The sequence below is a fragment of the Halobacteriovorax sp. ZH5_bin.2 genome, assembly GCF_043196375.1.
GTDB lineage: Bacteria > Bdellovibrionota > Bacteriovoracia > Bacteriovoracales > Bacteriovoracaceae > Halobacteriovorax_A.
In genome coordinates, this window is sequence record NZ_JBEBMJ010000001.1 from 12875 (window position 1) to 33098 (window position 20224).

Annotated in this window: 18 protein-coding genes; 7 read left to right on the plus strand and 11 right to left on the minus strand. The window is 36.0% G+C overall.

Annotated features, from left to right (window positions below; translation table 11 throughout):
* Positions 1–54 precede the first annotated feature (54 nt).
* Positions 55–1335 (plus strand): trigger factor, encoded by a 1281-nt coding sequence (gene tig, locus ABMA76_RS00075; RefSeq protein WP_392910719.1) that lies wholly within the window; start codon positions 55–57, stop codon positions 1333–1335.
* A gap of 92 nt (positions 1336–1427) precedes the next feature.
* Positions 1428–2174 (plus strand): hypothetical protein, encoded by a 747-nt coding sequence (locus ABMA76_RS00080; protein WP_392910717.1) that lies wholly within the window; start codon positions 1428–1430, stop codon positions 2172–2174.
* A 31-nt stretch (positions 2175–2205) separates the two neighbouring features.
* On the opposite strand, the gene ABMA76_RS00085 is transcribed toward ABMA76_RS00080, so the two are convergent.
* From ABMA76_RS00085 to hisC, 5 genes are all read right to left on the minus strand, one after another.
* On the minus strand, positions 2206–2865 hold the full coding sequence (locus ABMA76_RS00085; protein ID WP_392910715.1) for a hypothetical protein: 660 nt from the start codon (positions 2863–2865) through the stop codon (positions 2206–2208).
* 132 nt (positions 2866–2997) lie between these two features.
* On the minus strand, positions 2998–3627 hold the full coding sequence (locus tag ABMA76_RS00090) for a flavin reductase family protein (RefSeq protein ID WP_393060527.1): 630 nt from the start codon (positions 3625–3627) through the stop codon (positions 2998–3000).
* Between the two features lie 2 nt (positions 3628–3629).
* Complete coding sequence (locus ABMA76_RS00095; RefSeq protein WP_393060529.1) at positions 3630–4736, minus strand: homogentisate 1,2-dioxygenase; 1107 nt, start codon at positions 4734–4736, stop codon at positions 3630–3632.
* Positions 4736–5740, minus strand: coding sequence for a fumarylacetoacetate hydrolase family protein (locus ABMA76_RS00100; RefSeq protein WP_393060531.1), 1005 nt, complete (start codon positions 5738–5740; stop codon positions 4736–4738). Before ABMA76_RS00100 ends, ABMA76_RS00095 begins: the two co-directional genes overlap by 1 nt.
* The gene (gene hisC, locus ABMA76_RS00105) at positions 5737–6870 is read right to left on the minus strand and encodes a histidinol-phosphate transaminase (RefSeq protein WP_392910707.1); all 1134 of its coding nucleotides are present in this window, start codon (positions 6868–6870) and stop codon (positions 5737–5739) included. The genes ABMA76_RS00100 and hisC overlap by 4 nt, the downstream gene beginning before the upstream one ends.
* A gap of 126 nt (positions 6871–6996) precedes the next feature.
* Here hisC and ABMA76_RS00110 point away from each other — a divergent pair, with 126 nt between their 5' ends.
* The 4 genes from ABMA76_RS00110 to ABMA76_RS00125 are packed head-to-tail and all read left to right on the plus strand — an operon-like array spanning position 6997 to position 9648.
* Entirely contained in the window at positions 6997–7401 is a 405-nt protein-coding gene (locus tag ABMA76_RS00110; RefSeq protein ID WP_392910705.1) for a DUF309 domain-containing protein, read from the plus strand.
* A 10-nt stretch (positions 7402–7411) separates the two neighbouring features.
* Complete coding sequence (locus ABMA76_RS00115; RefSeq protein ID WP_392910704.1) at positions 7412–8152, plus strand: EI24 domain-containing protein; 741 nt, start codon at positions 7412–7414, stop codon at positions 8150–8152.
* Positions 8127–9059 carry a hypothetical protein gene (locus ABMA76_RS00120; protein ID WP_392910702.1) on the plus strand — a complete coding sequence of 311 codons (933 nt, stop codon included), beginning with the start codon at positions 8127–8129 and terminating at the stop codon, positions 9057–9059. The genes ABMA76_RS00115 and ABMA76_RS00120 overlap by 26 nt, the downstream gene beginning before the upstream one ends.
* A gap of 52 nt (positions 9060–9111) precedes the next feature.
* On the plus strand, positions 9112–9648 hold the full coding sequence (locus ABMA76_RS00125; RefSeq protein ID WP_392910700.1) for a GNAT family N-acetyltransferase: 537 nt from the start codon (positions 9112–9114) through the stop codon (positions 9646–9648).
* Positions 9649–9679: 31 nt separating this feature from the next.
* Here the strand turns inward: ABMA76_RS00125 and ABMA76_RS00130 are convergent, their stop codons facing one another.
* The 5 genes from ABMA76_RS00130 to ABMA76_RS00150 form a co-directional block, all read right to left on the minus strand.
* Positions 9680–12346 (minus strand): valine--tRNA ligase, encoded by a 2667-nt coding sequence (locus ABMA76_RS00130; RefSeq protein WP_392910699.1) that lies wholly within the window; start codon positions 12344–12346, stop codon positions 9680–9682.
* Between the two features lie 121 nt (positions 12347–12467).
* Entirely contained in the window at positions 12468–13223 is a 756-nt protein-coding gene (locus ABMA76_RS00135) for a hypothetical protein (protein WP_393060533.1), read from the minus strand.
* The gene (locus ABMA76_RS00140; protein WP_393060535.1) at positions 13220–14272 is read right to left on the minus strand and encodes a hypothetical protein; all 1053 of its coding nucleotides are present in this window, start codon (positions 14270–14272) and stop codon (positions 13220–13222) included. Before ABMA76_RS00140 ends, ABMA76_RS00135 begins: the two co-directional genes overlap by 4 nt.
* Positions 14259–16196, minus strand: coding sequence for a hypothetical protein (locus tag ABMA76_RS00145; protein ID WP_393060537.1), 1938 nt, complete (start codon positions 16194–16196; stop codon positions 14259–14261). Before ABMA76_RS00145 ends, ABMA76_RS00140 begins: the two co-directional genes overlap by 14 nt.
* The gene (locus tag ABMA76_RS00150; protein WP_393060539.1) at positions 16177–18207 is read right to left on the minus strand and encodes a (Fe-S)-binding protein; all 2031 of its coding nucleotides are present in this window, start codon (positions 18205–18207) and stop codon (positions 16177–16179) included. The genes ABMA76_RS00145 and ABMA76_RS00150 overlap by 20 nt, the downstream gene beginning before the upstream one ends.
* 261 nt (positions 18208–18468) lie before the next feature.
* Here ABMA76_RS00150 and ABMA76_RS00155 point away from each other — a divergent pair, with 261 nt between their 5' ends.
* Positions 18469–19305: a hypothetical protein gene (locus ABMA76_RS00155; protein WP_393060540.1), complete on the plus strand. Its 837-nt coding sequence runs from the start codon at positions 18469–18471 to the stop codon at positions 19303–19305.
* On the opposite strand, the gene ABMA76_RS00160 is transcribed toward ABMA76_RS00155, so the two are convergent.
* A complete protein-coding gene (locus ABMA76_RS00160) occupies positions 19302–20150 on the minus strand; it encodes an Hsp33 family molecular chaperone HslO (RefSeq protein WP_393060542.1) in 849 nt (282 codons plus the stop codon). The genes ABMA76_RS00155 and ABMA76_RS00160 overlap by 4 nt on opposite strands.
* Between the last annotated feature and the right edge of the window lie 74 nt (positions 20151–20224).

Below are 20224 nucleotides of genomic sequence, written 5' to 3' on the forward strand. Positions count from 1 at the left end.
ATTTCGGCTATTCATAATGTTAATATTGTCGCATAGCGAAGTGAGGATTTATTCATGACTTATAAAGTAGAACAAGTTAATGACTGCACAAAAAAATTATCTTTTTCATTCGATAACCTAGATCTATCTGAGCAAATTACTGTTGCTCTTAAAGAGAAGCAAAAATCAGTTTCAATCAAAGGTTTCAGAAAAGGTAAAGCGCCAATCGCTATGGTTGAAAAACTATACCGTCCACAGGTTGAAGGTGATGCTCTAAATCGTTTCGTACAAAAGGAACTTTTCGAAGCAATTAATAAAGAAGATCTTAAAGTAGTTGGTTACCCTAACTTTGAAAATATGGATTACAAAGATGGAAAGTCTGTATCATTTGATGCTGTTGTTGAAATCTTCCCAACTGTAGAACTTAAAGATTTCTCAAAACTATCATTCACAAAAGATACTGTTGAAGTAACTGAAGAAGATGTTGAAAAAGTACGTAAGAACTACCTTGCTCCAAGAGCAGAAATGGTTGAAGCTGCTGAAGGTACAGCACTAGCTAACGGACTATTCGCTGTTATGAACTTCGAAGGTGAAAAAGCTGATGGTGAAAAACCTGAAAATATGAAAGGTGAAGAATACCTACTAGAAATCGGGTCTGGTCAATTTATCCCTGGATTCGAAGAGCAAATGATTGGTATGAAAGCAGGTGAGAAGAAGACTCTAGAAGTTACTTTCCCATCTGAGTATCACGTAGAAGAACTAAAAGAAGCAAAAGTTAAGTTCCACGTTGAACTTCTTGAAATCAAAGAAAGAAAGCTTCCTGACTTTACTGATGAAGTAGCTAAAGAGCTAGGTTTTGAATCAGTAGAAGATTTCAAAGCAAAAACTCAAGAGAACCTAACTAAGCAAAATGAAAGACAAGCAGCTGAAAAGTTAAATCAAGAAATTCTTGAAAAACTAATCTCTGAAAATAGCTTTGATGTTCCATCAACTATGATTGCTCAACAAAAAGAGCACCTAAAGAATGATCTTGCAAACAACCTTAAGCAACAAGGTTTTACAGAAGAGATGCTAGGTGAGTACTTTGAGAAGTGGGCCGGTGACTTAGATGAAAAAGCTCTTTTCCAAGTTAAGTCGGGACTAATTCTAGACCATCTTGCAAACAAGTACGAAGTTGAATCAACAGATGCAGACTTCGATGCGAAAATTGAAGAAAGTGCAAGCCTTTCGGGTCTAACTGCTGATCAAGTAAAAGAATTCTACACAAAAGATGAGCGTATGAAAGCAAACCTTATGTATGCAATCCGTGAAGAAAAAACTTTTGCAAAACTTCACTCAGAATTAAAAATTAAATAATACTAAGGGCCCGCTTTCTGCGGGCTTTTTTTTTCTTCTTTAAATTATCTAAAACTTCAATATAATTTAATAAAGTAATTATTGGAGAGTTCATGAGATTTCCTAGTTTTTTATTAGTATTAGTTACATTCGTAAGTTGCGCTCAGCTTGATTACAATATTCCTACATCTCGTATGGATAGTCCTGAAACAACGGGTGGCTTAGGTAAGGTAGATATCGCACTTGGTGTTGCTAGTGGCTATGATGTTGATCTTGCTGAAGGCTATGACTTTATTATTAGTGGTACGACGACAGAGGAGTCTGTTAGTGGGCCTGAGCCACTTCTTACTTTTAAAGGTAATCTAGGACTTCTTCCAAGACTTGATATTGGACTTCAAACTTATCCTGATACTTCTGATCTTTTAAAAATTAAGTATCAGTTTATTGGAGGGGATCGAAAGAAAGTTGGTCTAAAGATGTCTCTTCAGGGAGAGTTCGGCTTTGGCTATCATGAAGATGGCTCACTGAATACTGATTCGACAGTATATACTACTGACTTGAAAGCTAAGTCTCTAGGGGCCTCTCTTAACGTTGGTTACCGAGTAAGCCCTACAGTTCTATTTTATTTAAATACTGTGTTTATGGAATATAAGGTCGATGGAGTTTTGAAAGATGGTGCAACTATTTCTTATGATGGACAGCAGTCTCCAGAAGTTATTTTAGTGCTTCCTGGAATAAGGATTGATTTTGATACTGCTTATGTTCAGATGGAAACGGGATATTCGTTCTTAAACTCTTCTTATGATGATAAAAACTCAGATGATTTCACATATGGTTTAAGCTTAGGTTATACATTTTAGATAAAGAAAAAGCCGCTTAGAGCGGCTTTTATTATTCTTGAATTTCATTCATTTCGTAAATTACATCGTATTTCTTTCCAGTAAAATCTGTCTTCACAATATTTTCACCTTCACAGAAAAAGTTTGATGCAGATGCCTTAAATCTTTTCTTCGATTTTGCATCCATAGCGTTTAAAGCTAGATCAACTTTACGACACTCTTTATTTCCTACAATTACTTTTGATACACTTTCGATATCCATGTAGCTTGAACAATAGTAATCAAGATGAGGAGCATCTTTATCAGAAGTTGTACTATTAAATCTAATACTATCTAAATTCGAAACACCTCTCATAAGAGTGCGCCCAAACTTACTAATGTCTTCATTTCTATCATGAAATTGCTTATAGTCACCTTCAATTACATTAGAATAGAATTTTCCCGTAGCATAACCAGCTTTGATAAACTTTTTACCACTTTTGATCTGTTCTTGTTTTGCGACACTTAGCATTTCAAAACATTTGTTAAAGCTATATCTTTCAGCTTCTTTTACAGAACCGCTTCCACCACCACTTAGGATTGATGCTAGTCCATTTCTTAAGTTATTAGATTGAGAAGGTGAAAGGTTTAAATTTGCTGTTAGGTTATCAAATAGATCTGCTTGGGCCGTAGCACCTGTCATGATCATAGCTGTTATCAGTAGTCTTTTCATAAAATTCCTCTTCTTTATTAAGGTGTGTTCAAGGAAATATTAGCGAAAATTGACAGCAAGGTGGTCTAAAATGGAAAAATTACTAGGGGTGTATAGATAATACTCAAGCCCCTAAGGGCTTGAAATTATTGATTATTTTTGAATTTGAGCCTTCATTAGGCGCTCAATTTGTACTCTGTGGTCACAGACGATCCAGTCATTTCCAGCACCTCTCCCAATTGGGGCATACTTATCTTGATCGATTCTACCACTATCAAGGAGTTCGTCTTCCACGTGCACCCTAACAACTTCACCTGTCACAAAAGTACCTGTTCCTGGTACATCACCGTAGCTTAAAGTATCTCTAAGCTTACATTCAAAATGAATTGGTGATTCTTTCATTCTCTTTGGTGTAACAACTTCAGAATCTAGTTCTGTGAGTTTAGCAAAGTCGAATTCAGACTCACCATGAGGAAGCTCTGTTGAGCAGAGGTTAACTTTCTTATAATTATGTTGAGTCACAAAGTTTACGACGAATTCTTTTTGGCGAAGAATATTCTTAAGTGTATCTTTCTTCTCTCCATCACTAGAGCGTATCATTGGAGAAAAACCAATGATCATCGGGTTTGCACTAACTACTGTGAAGAAAGAGAATGGAGCAATATTACTTGTTCCATCTTCATTAACAGTTGAAACAACTGCTATTGGTCTTGGAACAACTGATCCGATTAGTAGTTTATAATTGTCTTTAAAATCTTGTTTTGTTGTATCAAAAGTTGCCATAATTACATCCAGCTTTTCCAGTAGTCTTTATTTTCGTTTTCCTCAAACCATTTCGTTGGTTTAAGAGGGTAGCGAGTATCAACCATAACGGCATACTCGTCTGTGTATAGTTTATCTTCACCTGCTTCAAAGGCCTTTGGGTGTGGACCGTGGTGAACGCCTTGAGGGTGGAAAGTAAGTGCCCCTGCATCGATATTATCACGAGAGAAGAAATTTCCTTGGTGATAAAAAAGTACTTCATCAAAATCAATATTTGAATGATAGAAAGGAACTTTTAAAACCTTATGCTTCTTATCCTCAAGTGGTCTTTCTACAAATGAGCAAACGACAAAGTTCTTTGCGACAAACGTAGTGTGTCCAGATGGAGGAATATGATAACGGTGACTCATGATAGGACAGATATCGTAGATTGAAATCTTCCAAGGATAGACTGAGCCCTTCCATCCCTTTGCCGTTAAAGGATTGAATGGATATGTGATGGTTGTGATTTCTCCAAGTCTCTTTACTCTAACTTTATATTCGTTCCAATCTTGGTCAGAACCTAGGGCCGCTTCAGGAGTAAATTTAGCAGTTTGATCATAAAGAGCATTTGGCCCAAGTAGTCCTCTTGAAGGCTCTTCAAATTCAGAACTCGATTCGACTTGGAAAAATTTTGCAGCTTGTGAAATTTTAATTGTATAAGTTGTGCCACGAGGGATTACGATATAGTCACCTTTTACAAATGGTACGTGGCCATAGATTGTTTCAAAAGTACCACTACCTTCGTGAACAAAGTAGAGTTCATCAAAATCAGCATTTCTTAAAAAGTAATCTAGAGACTTTGTAATTGTTCCTAGACTAAGTTCACAATCATTATTTGTTAAGATTGCACGAAAATCATCCTGTAGGTCTTTGTGACTAAAAAGAGATGGAAGGTTCTTTGGTTTTAGATCTCCTGAAATATTTGTCCAGTTAACAGGTGGTTGAGTATGGTAGAGTTGGCTTACACGGCCAAAGAAGCCATTTCGTCCATGTTCTTCCTCGTATAAACCTTCCGGAATATCAACGTGAGCTTGCTTTGTATAAACGCCACTTGCTTTAAAGCTTTCCATTTTATTATCTGTTGCCATTATCTTGTACCTCTTTGTGGTCCAATTTTATTTGTTAGTTTTCCAATCCCTTCTACTTCTAGAGTGATTTCATCGCCTGGCTTAAGCCACTTATCGATCTCTAGTCCACATCCTGTTCCAACAGTACCTGAACCAAAAAGGTCTCCTGATAAAACCCACTCATCTTGAGAGACGTGAGCAATCATTTGTGCCCAGCTATAGTGAGAGTCACCAGAGAATCCTTCTGACCACTTTTCGCCATTTACAGTTGCCGTCATTTTTAGATTTGGTTCTTTAAAGTCGAATTCATCAAAAGTTGTAATTACTGGTCCAATTACTGAACAAAAATCTTTACCTTTTGCTGGTCCAAGACGAACGGCCATTTCTTTCTTTTGAATATCACGGGCAGAAATATCATTAAGAATTGTAAATCCAAAGATATGATCTTTTGCATCTTCTTCGCGAATATTAATACCATCTTTTGCAATGACCATCCCAAGTTCTAACTCGTAGTCGAGAATATTTGTATAGTGAGGCCATAAAACTTCTTGGTTATGTCCAATGAATCCATGAGTTGGCCCTTTGTAGTAAGCAGGAATTTCATACCACGCTTCAGGGATTGGCTCATTTCTTTTTTTAAATCCAGCAGCGACATGCTTTTCATGTGCATAGAAGTCGCGGTAATTTGGAATTTTATCAATAGGTGTTTTAAGATTAATCTCAACAGATTTAAAAGCGATAGGTGTTCCGTCTCTAAGAGTTAGATCACCAACTTTTTCTAAGAATAAGTATAGGCCATAACATTCCCCTAGAAAGTCGATAGGGTCATCTTTCGTTTGTAAAATTTCTAAAAGAGACGGAGGGCAAGTGTGGTTTGCTCTTTGCCAAAAGTTAAAATATCCTTCTCTTTCATAATCACATGCCCAAACATTATTGGGATCAATAACGAGTCCATTATCTAATAAGATACCTAGACGAGGCTCTGGGCGATGAGTTCCATGATTTACATATTGGCAAATTTTCATACTAAATCCTTTCTGAATCTTTTGTTGTAAGAAGGAAGAATTCTATCGAATGCTTCAAAGAAGTGCTTCATTTCATCTTTTGTTCCAATACTAATACGTACGTATTCAGGCATTTCATTTGCTACAAGCTTTCTAATGATTACACCTTCATTTAGTAATTCTTCAAACATGAAGTCACTAGCTTCACTGCTTCCTGTCTTTAATGTAACGAAATTTGTGATTGATTTAATAGGAGAAAACTTTCTTTCTTCTAAAAAGCCCATTAATTCGTCATATCTTTTTCTATTATTTCTTAACGTACGATCAAGATGTGGTTGATCTTCTAGGGCACCAACAGCACCTAGTTGTCCAATCAGATTTGGTTCGAATGGAAGCTTAACTCGAGAAAGGTAACCAATTAATTCAGGATGGCCAAAACCATATCCTACACGAATTCCTGAAAGACCATAGGCTTTAGAAAAGGTTCTAAGTGTAAGAACATTATCATAGCGATAGTTCATCGAATCTGGGTAATCGTCTTGATCTTGAGCAAATTCAAAATAAGCTTCATCGAGAATAACTAGAACATGAGAAGGTACGTACTTCATAAGATAGTCGAATTCCTCTTTCGTAATATATGTTCCAGTAGGATTATTCGGATTAGCAATATAGATGACTTTTGTTTTCTCTGTAATATTGTCAGCAAGTGCTTTTACATCAAAGCGGTAATCATCAGTTAGTGGTACTTTGTTAAGCTTGGCACCAACACTTCTTGCAAGAATATAGAAACCGATAAAAGTATTGTCACAAGTAAGGACTTCATCATCTGGCTTAAGAAAGGCACGAGCAATATAGGCCATGATACCTTCAGACCCATTACCTAAAATAATATTTTCTAATTTTAGATCGTAAATTTCAGCAAGTTTTGATTTTAGAGCATAAGCATGCATATCAGGATAACGATGAAGGTCCCAAAGGCCACGAGTCATTTCACGAATGGCAAAGGGTGAAGGTCCTAGTGGGTTTTCATTTGAAGCTAGTTTTGAAACTCGTGTAAGTCCTTTTTCTCTAACAACTTCATCGATTGGCTTACCAGCTTGGTAAACTTGTAGATTTTTTAAGTATTCTGGTACGAGATCTTTATGATGCATCACTCTTCCTATTTCATATTTTAGTTAAATTAAATTTGAGAAATTCTATCGTCTTTAGGGCCGATTGAATAGTTTTGGTCATCGCATCATGTCTATGAGAACGAGATGAATTAGACTAACTCTATTATGAATAATTATCACTTTGGACAATTTACTACTGAGCATCTTGAACTAATCCAAGAGGGGCTTAACTTATTTAATACAGGTCATTACTGGATGTGTCATGAGGTCGTTGAAGACCTTTGGATGGATGCTATGGGAGACAATGCGCGTTATGTGTATTGGGTTGTGATTCAACTCGCAACAGCACTTTACCACCATGAAGATGACAATCTTAATGGAGCGACTGGGATGGTCAATAAGGCCAAAGGTAAAATTGACTTCATTGAAAAAAATCATGTGGAGTCGGATATAATGGATAGATACTTAGACTGGCAAAATTTGAAAAGTATTGTGAAGGCGATTCCCGTAAAGCCAACTTTAAAAGACTTTTCAAAATTAAAAACTTTTAAATTTCCAGTTCAAAATTAATGGAGTCAAAATGATTGGAAAACTTCCATATTTCTTTTTTCGTTCAATGAATATTCTTAAGTCAGACAAAAAGATTATCTTGATCGCTCTCTGTCCGGTTTTAATTGGTTTTATTCTTTACTATTCATTAGGGCACTATGCCTTTAGTGAAGTCTCAACATGGGGACATGGTTATATCAATGAAAAGTATCCAGATCAGGGATGGGTTAGCACTGTCTTTTCTGGAGTTTTAATTATTCTTCTAGGAGTAATTATCAACTGGACATTCTTTATTGTGGTCTCAGTTATTGCCTCTCCTTTTAATGATATGCTTAGCTCACGAGTTGAGATGATTTATAAATTACAAAAAGAGACGAGTGATACACTTGCCCAGACCTTAAAGAGGCTACCTAGTATACTCATGAATGAACTTAAAAAGATTGGTGTGATTGTTGTTTTATCAATTATCAATATTGGTATTGGATTTTTCTTCCCACCGATTACATTTGTTCTAGGTGGACTAATTCTTGCGATTTCATTTATTGATTATTCTTGGTCTAGAAATAACTTAACTTTTGCGGAGTGCATAGGAGATGTAAAATCAGGCTTTCTTCCTTATTTACTAGGTGGAGTTGGATTTATGGTTCTTATTTCTGTTCCAATCTTAAACCTATTCTTTCTTCCTCTTGCTGTTGTTTTCTTTACAGTAATTTATTGTGAATTAAGAGTTAAAGAGAGGACTCCAAGTGAAGAAGTTCCTACTCAGGGTTAAAGGTGATGAAGCAGAAATTGCTTCGATCCTACCCGTTGTAAATGCCATTGTTAAAGAACATGAGGACAATCAAGTTGCAATTGTTTATACCGATGCAACTCAGATAGATGACTTTTGGTTACATGAGCGATGTTGGGCCTATTCAATTTCAAAGAAAGAGACGGAGTCAATGTTTGCAGCACATAAATTTGCAGCAAACTTACACGAAATTTTTAATACTGATTACTATATTGATTATGTGAATGATATGTACTCGGCAGTTCTAGGGCTAGCTTTTAGAGCAAATGTTAAGATTGGTTTACAAGGAGGACCAAAAAGTTTCTTTTATCAAGTATCTTTACCAGAGTATAGTGGAGAGTACTTAGATGAAAAGAAAGTAAGTGCTTTAAAAGCAGTGGAAGGGAAGTTTAACGATTCTAATATTGATCACACTTTTACACATAAAAAAATCTCAAATATATTTATCAATTATCCACATAAGTATGACGTTGAATTTGTCGAAAGGATGAACTTTCTAGCAGAATGCTTACCGACATTAAAACTTCATGGTTATATTCCAAGTGAAGCAGTAGAGAGTTATGATGGGGTAAAGGTAAGTAAAAGAATAAGTTTATTTAGTGAATCACCAAATATTCTACGTCGTCGTATTGACGAGTTTGATGTTGTCATTACAAAGTCGCTTGCAACTGCGCAAATGAGTCGTAATCGTGGCCAGGTCGCCTTCCTAGTAGGTGATGAAGACTTGACTATCCCAGAGTGGAAGCATATGCCTGAGACCATTGGTCGTCTTTGTTTTAGTGGATCGACGCTTTTATCATATGGAATTAGCGAGCTAATTCAGCTAAAAACTTTTCCGGATTTAGAAGACTATATAGTTAATTATCAATCACTTAGACTAGTTCCATAGCTCTAAAAAAGACTTGTTTGCGAGGCCGGCATAATATTGCTAAAATATTTCTATGGTGGCCGCAAAAGATCTTACATTTGCTCCTTTTGAAATCATTCCTGTGGAAGTGGATGATATCAAGTCATTGGCCAGAATCTATGTCGATTGTTTTTGGGAAAATTATAAAGGGATTCTCTCTAAGGATTATCTCTATTCATTAAAGTATTCAGATGTACAACAAACTTGGGAGCGAAAAATTCCTCGCAGGCCCACTGAGGGTGGAACTCTTGTGTTTCATGCACCAGATGGTGATGTGGTCGGCTTTATCGATTATGGGCCAGCTCGTGAACATGAGCATGGTATTCCTGGTGAAATCTACGACTTTTATATTTTAAAAAAGTATCAGAAGTCTGGTATGGGACAAAAGCTATTTGAAGCTGTAATTAAAGACTTTAAAAATCGAGGATATGATTGTTTTTACCTTTGTACTTTTAAGGATAATCCTTCAAAAGGCTTCTTTATTAAAAATGGTGGAAAGGTTTTAAAAGAATCTCCCTTCGAATTTAATGGTGAGATCTATCAAGAAGAATATTTCTATTTTGAGATATAAAAAAGGCCCTTTTTGAAAGGGCCTTATTTTTTTATGATTTGAATTGTTCGATTTGTTCTTTAAGTGAGTTTAGTTTTTCTTCAAAGTCACTTGCTTTTTGTCTTACTTCAACAACAACTTCTTCAGGTGCGTTTGCCATAAATTTTTCGTTGTTAAGTTTTTTTCCAATCTTATCAAATTCTTTTTGAGTTTTATCAAAGTCTTTCTCTAGACGCTTGATTTGCGCATCAAGGTCAATCACACCATCAAGCTTTAAAAAGATATCAGTGTGAGTCGTGGCCTTCATGATACATTTTTTAGGATTTTCACTAGACTTTGTTGCAATTGTTACATCTTTTGCACGAGCAAGATCTTGCATACCCGCCATATTATCTGCAAAGTAAGAAGATGCTTCTTCATCGTCAGTTAAAAGAACTACTTCAACTTCGTCTTTTGGTTTGATATTTACCGATTGTCTTAGAAAGCGAATTCCTGAAACAACTTCAATAAACTTATTCATCTTAACTTGCTCACTAGGGTAGTTAAGAGCAGTATCATATTCAGGGTAGTCTGCTGAGATGAGTAGATCTTCACTATCTTCTTTTAAGTAACCCCAAAGCTCTTCTGTAATAAAAGGAGTGATTGGGTGGAGAAGGGCAGTTATTTTTCTAAAGCAGTACTTAAGAACAGTCGCTCTTTGGACTTTGGCCGCTTCGTCTTCTCCGTTAAGAGTATTCTTTGAAAGCTCAATAAACCAAGAACAGAACTTATCGTAAACAAAAGAGTAAACTTCTGAACATGCGTCGTCGTAGCGGAATGCATCGAGAGATTCATTCACAACTTTTGTTGCATCGTTAAGCTCCGATAGAATCCACTTCTCTTGATCATCAAGGTTAGTTGGAAGTTCTTTTTGAGCAAGGTCTAAGAATGGAGAAATGAATCGGAAAGCATTCCAAATCTTATTAATGAAGTTTCTATAACCAGCGATTCTTTCTGGATCGAGGTTAATTGCGCGGTTGTAACCTGAACCAGCAGCAAGAGTGAAGCGGAATGCATCTGCCCCGTATTGTTCAACCATCTCAAGTGGATCAATTCCGTTTCCAAGAGATTTACTCATCTTACGACCGAGCTTATCTCTAACGATTGCGTGAATATAAACCTTATCGAATGGAACTTGGTTAGAAAATTTTGTTCCCATCATCATCATTCTAGCAACCCAGAAGAAGATAATATCAAAGCCAGTGATTAGAACTGAAGTTGGGTAGAACTTATCAAAACCGCGCTCTTCCATTCTCTGCTCATTTGGCCAACCAAGTGTCGACATTGGCCATAGCCCTGAAGAGAACCATGTATCAAGAACGTCTGGATCTTGTGTGTGCTCTTTTGAATTACACTTTGGACATGATTCAGGCTCAAGAGCTTCATCCGCCCATTGGTGTTCACATGATGTACATGTGAATACAGGAATTCTGTGTCCCCATAGAAGTTGACGAGAAACGCACCAGTTCTTTGGCTCGCGAAGCCAAGCAAAGTAAGTATTCTCCCATCCCTTAGGGTAGAAGCGAGTTGTATCATCTTCAACTTTTGCAACAGCTTCAGCGGCCATATCGTGAACATTTACAAACCATTGCTTTGAGATCATTGGTTCAATAACAACACCAGATCTTTCACCGTGACCAACTTGATGCACGTGCTTTTCTTCTTTAACAAATAGTTCTAACTCTTTTAGTTTTTCAATAACACCTTTACGAGCTTTCTTACAAGCTAGCCCCTGCCACTCAAGACCGTGCTCATTAAGAGTTCCATCTAGATTTAGGATATTGATGATTTCAAGATTGTGTCTCTTTCCAATTTCAAAGTCATTGAAGTCATGACCTGGAGTAACTTTTAGACAACCAGTTCCTTTTTCAATATCAACGTGTTCATCACCAACAATTGGTACTTCACGGTTACAAAGTGGAACGATTGCTTTCTTACCAATTAGATGAGCGAATCTTTCATCGTTTGGATTTACTGCTACGGCCGTATCACCAAGAAGTGTTTCAGGTCTAGTTGTTGCAACTTCTAATTTAATATCGCTGTCTTTTACAGAATAAAGGATATGGTAGAAGGCACCATTAACTTCTTTGTGATCAACTTCTGCATCTGAGATTGCTGATTGAAGCTTTGGGTCCCAGTTTACGATATAGTCTGACTGATAAATTAGACCTTCATTGTAAAGAGTTACGAAAGCGCGTCGAACGGCCTCGTTTGCTTCAGGATCCATCGTGAACATTGAGTAATCCCAATCACAACTAGCACCCATTACTCTTTGTTGGTTAGCGATAACACCACCATATTGTTCTTTCCACTCCCAGATCTTCTTTAGAAAATCTTCACGTGAGTAGTCGTGCTTAGTTTTCTTTTCTTCATTCCAGATTAGCTCTTCAACTTTTGACTGAGTTGCAATACCTGCGTGATCCATTCCTGGAAGAAATAAAGTTTCATAACCTTTCATTCTTTTAAAACGAATAAGGGCATCTTGAGTTGTGATATCAAGTGCGTGACCTGCGTGAAGAATTCCTGTGACATTTGGAGGTGGCATGATGACGCAAAAAGACTCACCAGTCTTTCCTGCTTTAGGAGTAAAATACTTTTCATTTTCCCATTTCTGGTACCACTTCTTTTCTACATCATTAGAGCTATATGTTTTAGGTAGCTCATCGAAATTTTTTGTCACAATTTCTTCCTTTTTTCGATTTAACTAATTGAAATTATATATCATAGGATACACGTTATTTCTTTTAAAAATAGATGGGTAAATAGTTGAAATCCCCAAAAAGTACACGCCACCTTTAACTTTATTCCCAGTTTTCGACGGGCTCTGGAAGCTCTTGAGGGGCCTTGTAATCAGGATCTTTATCTGGCGCGTTATTAAAGAGAAGCTTATCAACTTGTCTTCTGGCCTTGATCAGATCAATGTCATTTATAGAGATATAAGATATATCATTATCTTTTTTGTAACTTGCGGCCGTAATACTTAAATTGCGATTTAGGGAGTTGAGAATTTCTAAGTTTGTTTTTAATAGTGTTGCATTGCGAACAGAAGTTGGCTTTTTGAGCGTATCGATCCAATATTGTAGGTAGCTGATTCGGTTCATGAATGCTTTTAGCTCCGGTGAAATTTTTAGATCTCTATTTTTAATATAGGCGTTGTACTCTCTTAAATTTCTATTTGTTAATAACTCACCAATATCTTTTAAAATTTTAGAAGATATTGATTTTGAAAATGGAAGAGAAGATTCGATTGATTTAATATTCTGATCAAGCTCGTTGTAGAGTGCTTGAGAGATATTTACGTGCTCATACTGCTTATTTAACTTTGTATTTAGGATGGAGTTTAAAATCATTAGCTCGATAAAATCATTATCAAGTGGAGAGGTTAGATTCTTACTAAGGTTAATAATATATTCTTGGTTTATCTTACTATTGAGATAAAGTTCTGTTACTAAATTCTTAAGCATCGGGCTAAGGCTTGGTGAAAACTTAAGCTCTTGTTGTGTTGGTGCAGATGCAAAAACTTTAAATGTGATAAGTAATAAAATTATAAATCTCATAGTTTTGACTTAATCTCTTTATTGATACTGAATTTCCCTTCTTTATTTTTTAACAAGTAGATCTTGTCCTTATAAGGAACTAAGATTGAATTATTATGAAGCACAATATTTGAAATATAGTTTAAATCGGTTCTTTGGTAGAGTTTCTTTTCTTCTAGATTGTAAGCGACAATCTCTCTTTGATTAAAGAGGTTAGAGTTTTCACTCTTTAACGTCAGAATAAAGAATAGCTCATTATTTAATATATTTAAATTAAAGGCCGGACCAGACTGTGTGTTAATTAGTGGAGTTCTTTTAGTAAAATCAACTCTTCCTTTTTCTAACTCTGTTAAGTCCATATATGGATTCTTACCACCAGATGATTCAAGTATGAATACTTTCTTATCGGAACTAGCGAGGCTCACAACCTTATTCGCCTTATCATATTGATGAAGAAGATACTTCTTCTTAGAACGATTATTAAAGATATTAAGATTGATTTTAAAATCAAGGCCCTTATCTGTGTAATAGATGAGACTATCATCAAAAATCTCTACTTCACTTTGATGAAGTATGTCTTTTGTAGTTAGTGGAATTGAAAAACGATCGAGATTGTTTTTAATATTTACGACTTCAAGATATAACTTACTTTCATCTTCTTTTGTGTAAGAGATATAATTACTTTTATGGTGAAATTTTGGATAGCTACCTTTTCCAACAAAGTCTAATTGATTCTTTTTGATTTGATAAAAATATATTTCTGATTCAGAGATGTATGAAAAATCTTTATAGTGACTACTCTTAACACTGATAATGTAGAGATCATCAGATGCCTTGATGACATCAAATTCGCTATCAGTCTTCTTTTCTAAAACTGTATTGGCGCGATTCTTTGCTGAATATGCAATAGCGTTCTTTCCTTTTAAATAGAAGGTAATCCCATTTAAATCGTCGTATTTAAGATTGTGAACATTTTGTCTTGTCGATAACTCAAGTAGTGCTGACTTTGAAAGTACACTTGTCGCAAGAAGTGATGAAATAATGATCTTTGTAAGTTTAGTAAAGGCCATATAACTCCCAATTCTTTAAAGGGCTCAGTGTTGAGTACCTAGAAAGTGATGTAAAGGCATTCGCCCATAATATGGAGCGAGGAGAATTGATATCATCCATGGCACTTCTAAAACTTAGATAAGTATTATTATTAATTTCTTTGTAACCATCAATAATAAATGGCATAGGTGTACAAATTCCGATCTTTCTTAGTTGGTAATGAGAAGGATAGATATCCTCCGCACATCCTTGACCGTGAATAATTCCATTCTTTTTGTTATCCAAAAAGAACTTCAAAGAAGTAAGTGAATTGATTTCTTGTTCTTTAATATTTAGAACAGATATTATTCTACTGTGAATATCAGCATCTGAAGAGTTGTACTTTGTCTTGAAGTAGTCAAAGGAAAGAGAGCCCTCACTCCAGATCTCAAGTGCTTTACGATTATCAATCATCACATTGTATTTGCAGCTTTCAGAACGACAGGCCAGCTCCTGAGGAACAATCCAGCATCCGGCCTTATACTTTAGACGAAGTGGATTGTACTGTTTTTTAGAAACTTGTTCACACTTGATTCGACTAGAGACAATTTTAGTTTGGAATAGTGCATTTGCTACAACCATATTTAGGGCATTGTAATTCTCTTTTGAATTTCCTGGAATAAAAGGTAAGCACTTCTTCCCATTGTTAGAATTATAGCAAATACGAAGTGGCCACTTTTCTTCTTCATCTGATTCTAGGTATAGGCCATAGATCTTTTCATAAGAAGGGAAGACGCAATCTTTGCTCTTTATATCATTAGTTGCAAAGTGTTTAATTACTCGAGAACCATTTACGATAGCGTAATTACCAATATTTCTTGGACAGTCATTGAAGTTATTCTTCAGTCTTGAAATTTTTAATGTTTCTGAAATCTCATTACAGCTAGGCATAGGGTAGAGTACTGATCCAGTTGCTGGTCCCTGAGTCATGCAACGATTTGGTTCTTTTCGTAAAAGAGAAATACATTTTAAGTAATCTAGATCTTTCAAATCTACTTCAGAACTCTTAGCTAAAATATTACGACAGCGAACTTCGATGTAATCAGGAGACTTTTGTTTATTTATAATTAGCGACCAAAAGTCTTGCTTAGAATAGTTTTTACAAAATAACTCTTCACGACTTAAGTTACTGCAAAAATTCTTAAAGTATAGAATATCTCTATCACTAACCTCATCAGTATAGGTTTTAGATTGCCTTCTTAGGGAGTTGATATAGCTTCGCTCTGAAATACTAAGAGAATTATCTCGTAGCCTCTGTGAAAGCTTGTCTGCTAGCTCAATTGTATAGGGGGCACTACAGATATGATCAAGATTGATATTACTTTTAAGTTCCTTGTATTGGTCAAGACACTGAGTTTGATTCCTTGGGAATTTAGGAGTTAGTTTTTTAAATGTATCTTTTAAAAGCCCTTTTTCAAACAGACGAGACTGCTTAAACGAGAGGCGACAATTACTTTTATAATAGTGTGCTAAAAAGGCATCTATTGGGACAAGGGCCGTAGAAGTAGAACTTCCCAACGTAATAGAGGTTTCAACATTTAAAAGAGGTCGATTATTGATTCTAATAAGACGATTTTTAAGAAGAGTATAGATTGAGCACTTATTCACATGAAACAATTCTGTATAATCTTGTTCACTGTAAAGAATGATGGCATTCAGTTGCCTCTTCGATAACTCAATTTTCTCTTCATCTTTAAAGTTTTGTCTAAAAGTTACCTTATCGCTTGGTGGATTGAGGATTTTTTCATTAACTTCATTTTGAAATGCATTTAACTTTTCTTCAAATGTTTCTAATAGACTGGTTTGATTTTCTTGAGTGCTTTGGGCGAGTATTTGATTTTGTAAAAAGCTAGGCCCAGCTAGAACTGAGCCTAGTATAATTGATTTAATCGATAGTTTTTGCAAGGATTGAAGCAACGTCTTCAATCTCAAGGTTTTCTGTACCTGTTTTTTCGCTAATTCCACCCTTAAAGTTTATCATACAGAAAGAGCAGGCCGTAGCTAATTTATCAACTTTCTTTTCGCCAACATGCTCAAGGCGTCCAGCAGCTAGATCTGTACCAGCTTCAACCTCGTACCACATGTTTCCACCACCCATTCCGCAGCATAGGGCAGTATCTTCTTTCTTATCCATTTCTTTGATCTCAACACCAGCTGCCTTAAGAATTTCTCTTGGAGCATTGTATTCACCGTGGTGACGTCCAAGATAACATGGATCGTGGAAAGTAAGATTTTCTTCGACTTTCTTTTCTGGTTTTAATTTTCCAGAACGTAGTAGGTCAGCAAGAAGTTCTGTGTGGTGAACTGTTGTAAAGTCACCATCATCAAACTTAGCGTATTCCTTACCAATTGTGTGAAGACAGTGAGGACAGTGAGTTACAACTTTATCAAAGTCGTATTGTCTCATATTGGCAATATTCTCAATAGCGATTTCAAAGAATGAGTACTCATCTCCGAAGCGTCTGATCGGGTCACCGTTACATTTTTCAGTCTTACCCATTACTGCAAATGAAACACCTGCTTTCTTAAGAAGTTTAACTGTATCTTGAACAACTTTTTGGTTAGAAGCATCGTATGAACCGGCACAACCAACGTAGTAAAGGTAATCAACTTTCTTTCCAGCTTCGATTACTGGTACATCAAGACCGTCGGCCCACTTGAAGCGATCATCTTGAGAGATCCCCCAAGGGTTACCATTAATTTGAACTTTTTGAACTGCTGTTGCAGCATCCGCTGGGATCTCACCAAGAGTTAAAGTCTTGTACCTCTTAGCACCCATGATGATATCAACGTGCTCAATATTTGCAGGACATTCTTCCATACATGCACCACATGTCGTACATGAATCCAATTCGATTGAAGAGTAAGTTGTATTTTCCCAGAAGTCTGCATCTGTTTCGCCTTTGGCCGCTGTTTCAAAAGCAAGGTCACGAGCTTTTGTAATGATCTTCTTAGGATCTAGAGGTCTCTCTGCAAGGTTTGCAGGACATACTTGTGTACAACGTCCACACTCAACACATGCAAGAAGGTCTAGTTTGTTCTTAAGAGTAAGCTCTGAAATTTTTCCAAGTCCAAAAGTTTCTGCTGTTTCGTCTTCAAAATTCATTGGCTCAAGAACAGCACCACGTCTTGGAGGTGTAACTAGAGCAGCAAATGGAAGTACGAAGATATGTGAGAACTTTGTTGTTCCACATGCGGCAACAAATAACATTGTATTTGCCATGTGAACCATCCACATCGCGCGATATGAATACGCCCATGTTTGTTCTGAAAGTGGAATTGCTGAAAAGATTGTTGCAAGGAACCAGCCAACAGGAGACCAAGTCGCTTCACCAACTGGCATTCCTGTTCCCATAATTCTTACACCTTCAATCAGGTATCCAAGAACAACAAGACAGATTAGCATAGCGTACATAAATAATTCTTGCTTTGGTCTCGTGGCCTGTAGGTAATCAGGCTTGTCAATATATCTTCTTTTGTATGCAAGTCCGATACCTGCAAGAACCATAAGTCCTGCCATATCAGCTAGGAAGGAGATAACGATATAAACAGGTCCTTTATAAATTTTAAAAGGAGTATCTGCGTGAATGGCAACTAGATCCGTGGCAATCCACAAAATGACAAATCCCCAAAAGATTAGGCCGTGAAAAATTGCAACATTTCTAAAACGTGGAACTTTACCAGTTAGAAGCATTGTCTTAAAGAATGCTCCCCAGTTTAGTTTCTCTGGTAGAAGCTCTTTTAGGCCTTTGATGGCATCAAGACCTTTCTTACCAGTGATAAATTGAATTTTTTGATACAGGCCTTTGAACATAACAAAGACTGCTGCAAAAAATAGGATGTACATGACAACCTTAAACGAGAATGGAATATTCCAAAAAATTTCTCGCGTGGCAGCATCAAGAGTTTGATTCATTTCTTCCCTCGCTTACTTTTTAAACGTGAATATTAATTTTAATAATTTCAATCTTATATATATGATAATATATCATAAGAATCCCTATTTAATGAGTCGGAAATTATGATGTACGATAAAAAAAACTTAATATTTTTATTACTTCTCGGAATATTTTTATCATGTTCAAGAGTAAATACGATTAACTTAAAAAAACATTCGTTTAATAACTATCCACAAAATCTAATTTTTATTCAAATACCCGGTTTAAGCGAAGAGCACATGGGTTATCTGCATTTTAAAAACCTAAATTATACGGCAAAGACTGAGCTAGAAAATTTCGCATGTTTTGGAAAAATGTGGTCATATAATATGATGACGATTACTCCAAGTGTTGAGGATCAACTACTGGCCCAAGTTAATGGCTATGGTTTGGCTAACCAAACATGTGATAAGTACCAAAGAAAGAGCCTTTGGGATGTGTTTATTAATTCTGGATATAGTAACTCGGTCATCTACCGAGGTAGTGCGCCGAACTTAGGAAAGATAAATAAGTGTAATGCAAACTTTTATCAAAACACTCGTTTATTTATTTCTGGGGCCAAAACTTTAAAGGAAGCAAAGTCTTTTCACTTTCAAAAGTCAGCGGAGTACAAGGTTGGTGAAATTTACAAGGACCAGTCTTGTCGTGGTAATAAATGTTTCTCAAATACGATGAATCTCTTTGAGCATGTCTTTGACTCAATGAGTGATTCAAATCGTCGCTTTGTAAATATTGTTGATTACGATCTTTATGAAATTTTAAAAAGACAGGACGCGAAGGAGTTTGCGAAATATATGTCATACCTAAATAATTTTTTAGTTCAGGTGAGAAAGAAAGTTAGTACAACAAATGACTACTTGATTGTAGTAAGCTCGGTATCTCCAAAAGCTATTGATTGGCGCAAGGTTAATAAGAAGTGGAAATCAATCCCAATTGCTACAAATAAGAAATCACAATTGATGTCTCCTGTTTGGGCCGATGGTGCACTCGCTGAAAATTTTTGTGGGATATATCTTGAGTCGGATCTAAACAGCCGCTTCTTCTGGCGATCAGAAGAAACGACTCTTCCGTTTTAGTGTAGATTTAGAATACTAGAGACTTCTTCTTTTGTGATCAAGTATGCTGTTTTACAGTAATCACACTTCGTTTCAATTGAAGCATCATTGTGAAATACATCATCAAAGCCACTAGAGCGTACAACTCCTGCTACTCCTGTAACCATACGATCACGAGAGCAGTTGCACTTAAATTTAATCTCTGTTGACTTTAAAAAGTCAAAATCTAGTCCTTCAAATGTTTTTTGAATTTCATTATCTTCATTTAGAGCTTGTTTGAAAATATTATCGAAGCTCTCTTTGTTCTGCTTGATATAATCTTTTAAGCTTATAGACTCAACGACTTCTTCTTTATCAACATTTACTTCTGGAAGCTTTGTGACAAGCATAACCTGGTCACTGTCATCGCTGATAATAATTTGAGATTTCATCTGATACGATTTATCAAAGAAGTCATTCATAAGTTCTTTAATAGAGCGATTATCGACATTGATAATACTTGAATAAGGAGTTTTGCTATATGGAAATTGTTTTGCTGTTCTAAGCTTACCTGTTATTTTCTCTGGCACTGCCGGGAGATCTTCTGGAAGAATTAGTGTTCTGAAAAAGCCGGCCTGGTTCATTTCAAGTTTAAAGCGAAAGTAAGGATTGTCTGAATCAATGAAGATTCCCATATTTTCTTGTGGCTTTAAAAAATTAATTAGAGGAAGAATTGAAAGAGTACAATCTCTAAAGAAGCCGAAGCCCTGGTTGTTGACACTGTGAATAAGTGCTAGATCGTGGATAACTTTTTGACCTTCTAGAAAAGAAATTGCGAAGGTTTTCTCTTTATTAATGAAGTTGAATAGACGGCTTTCTTTAATCACAGTAAAATTCTCCTTGTAGGCGCTTTGTATATATCGCTTTTTGCTTAAAGTGTCATTTAAAAAGGGTAATGTTA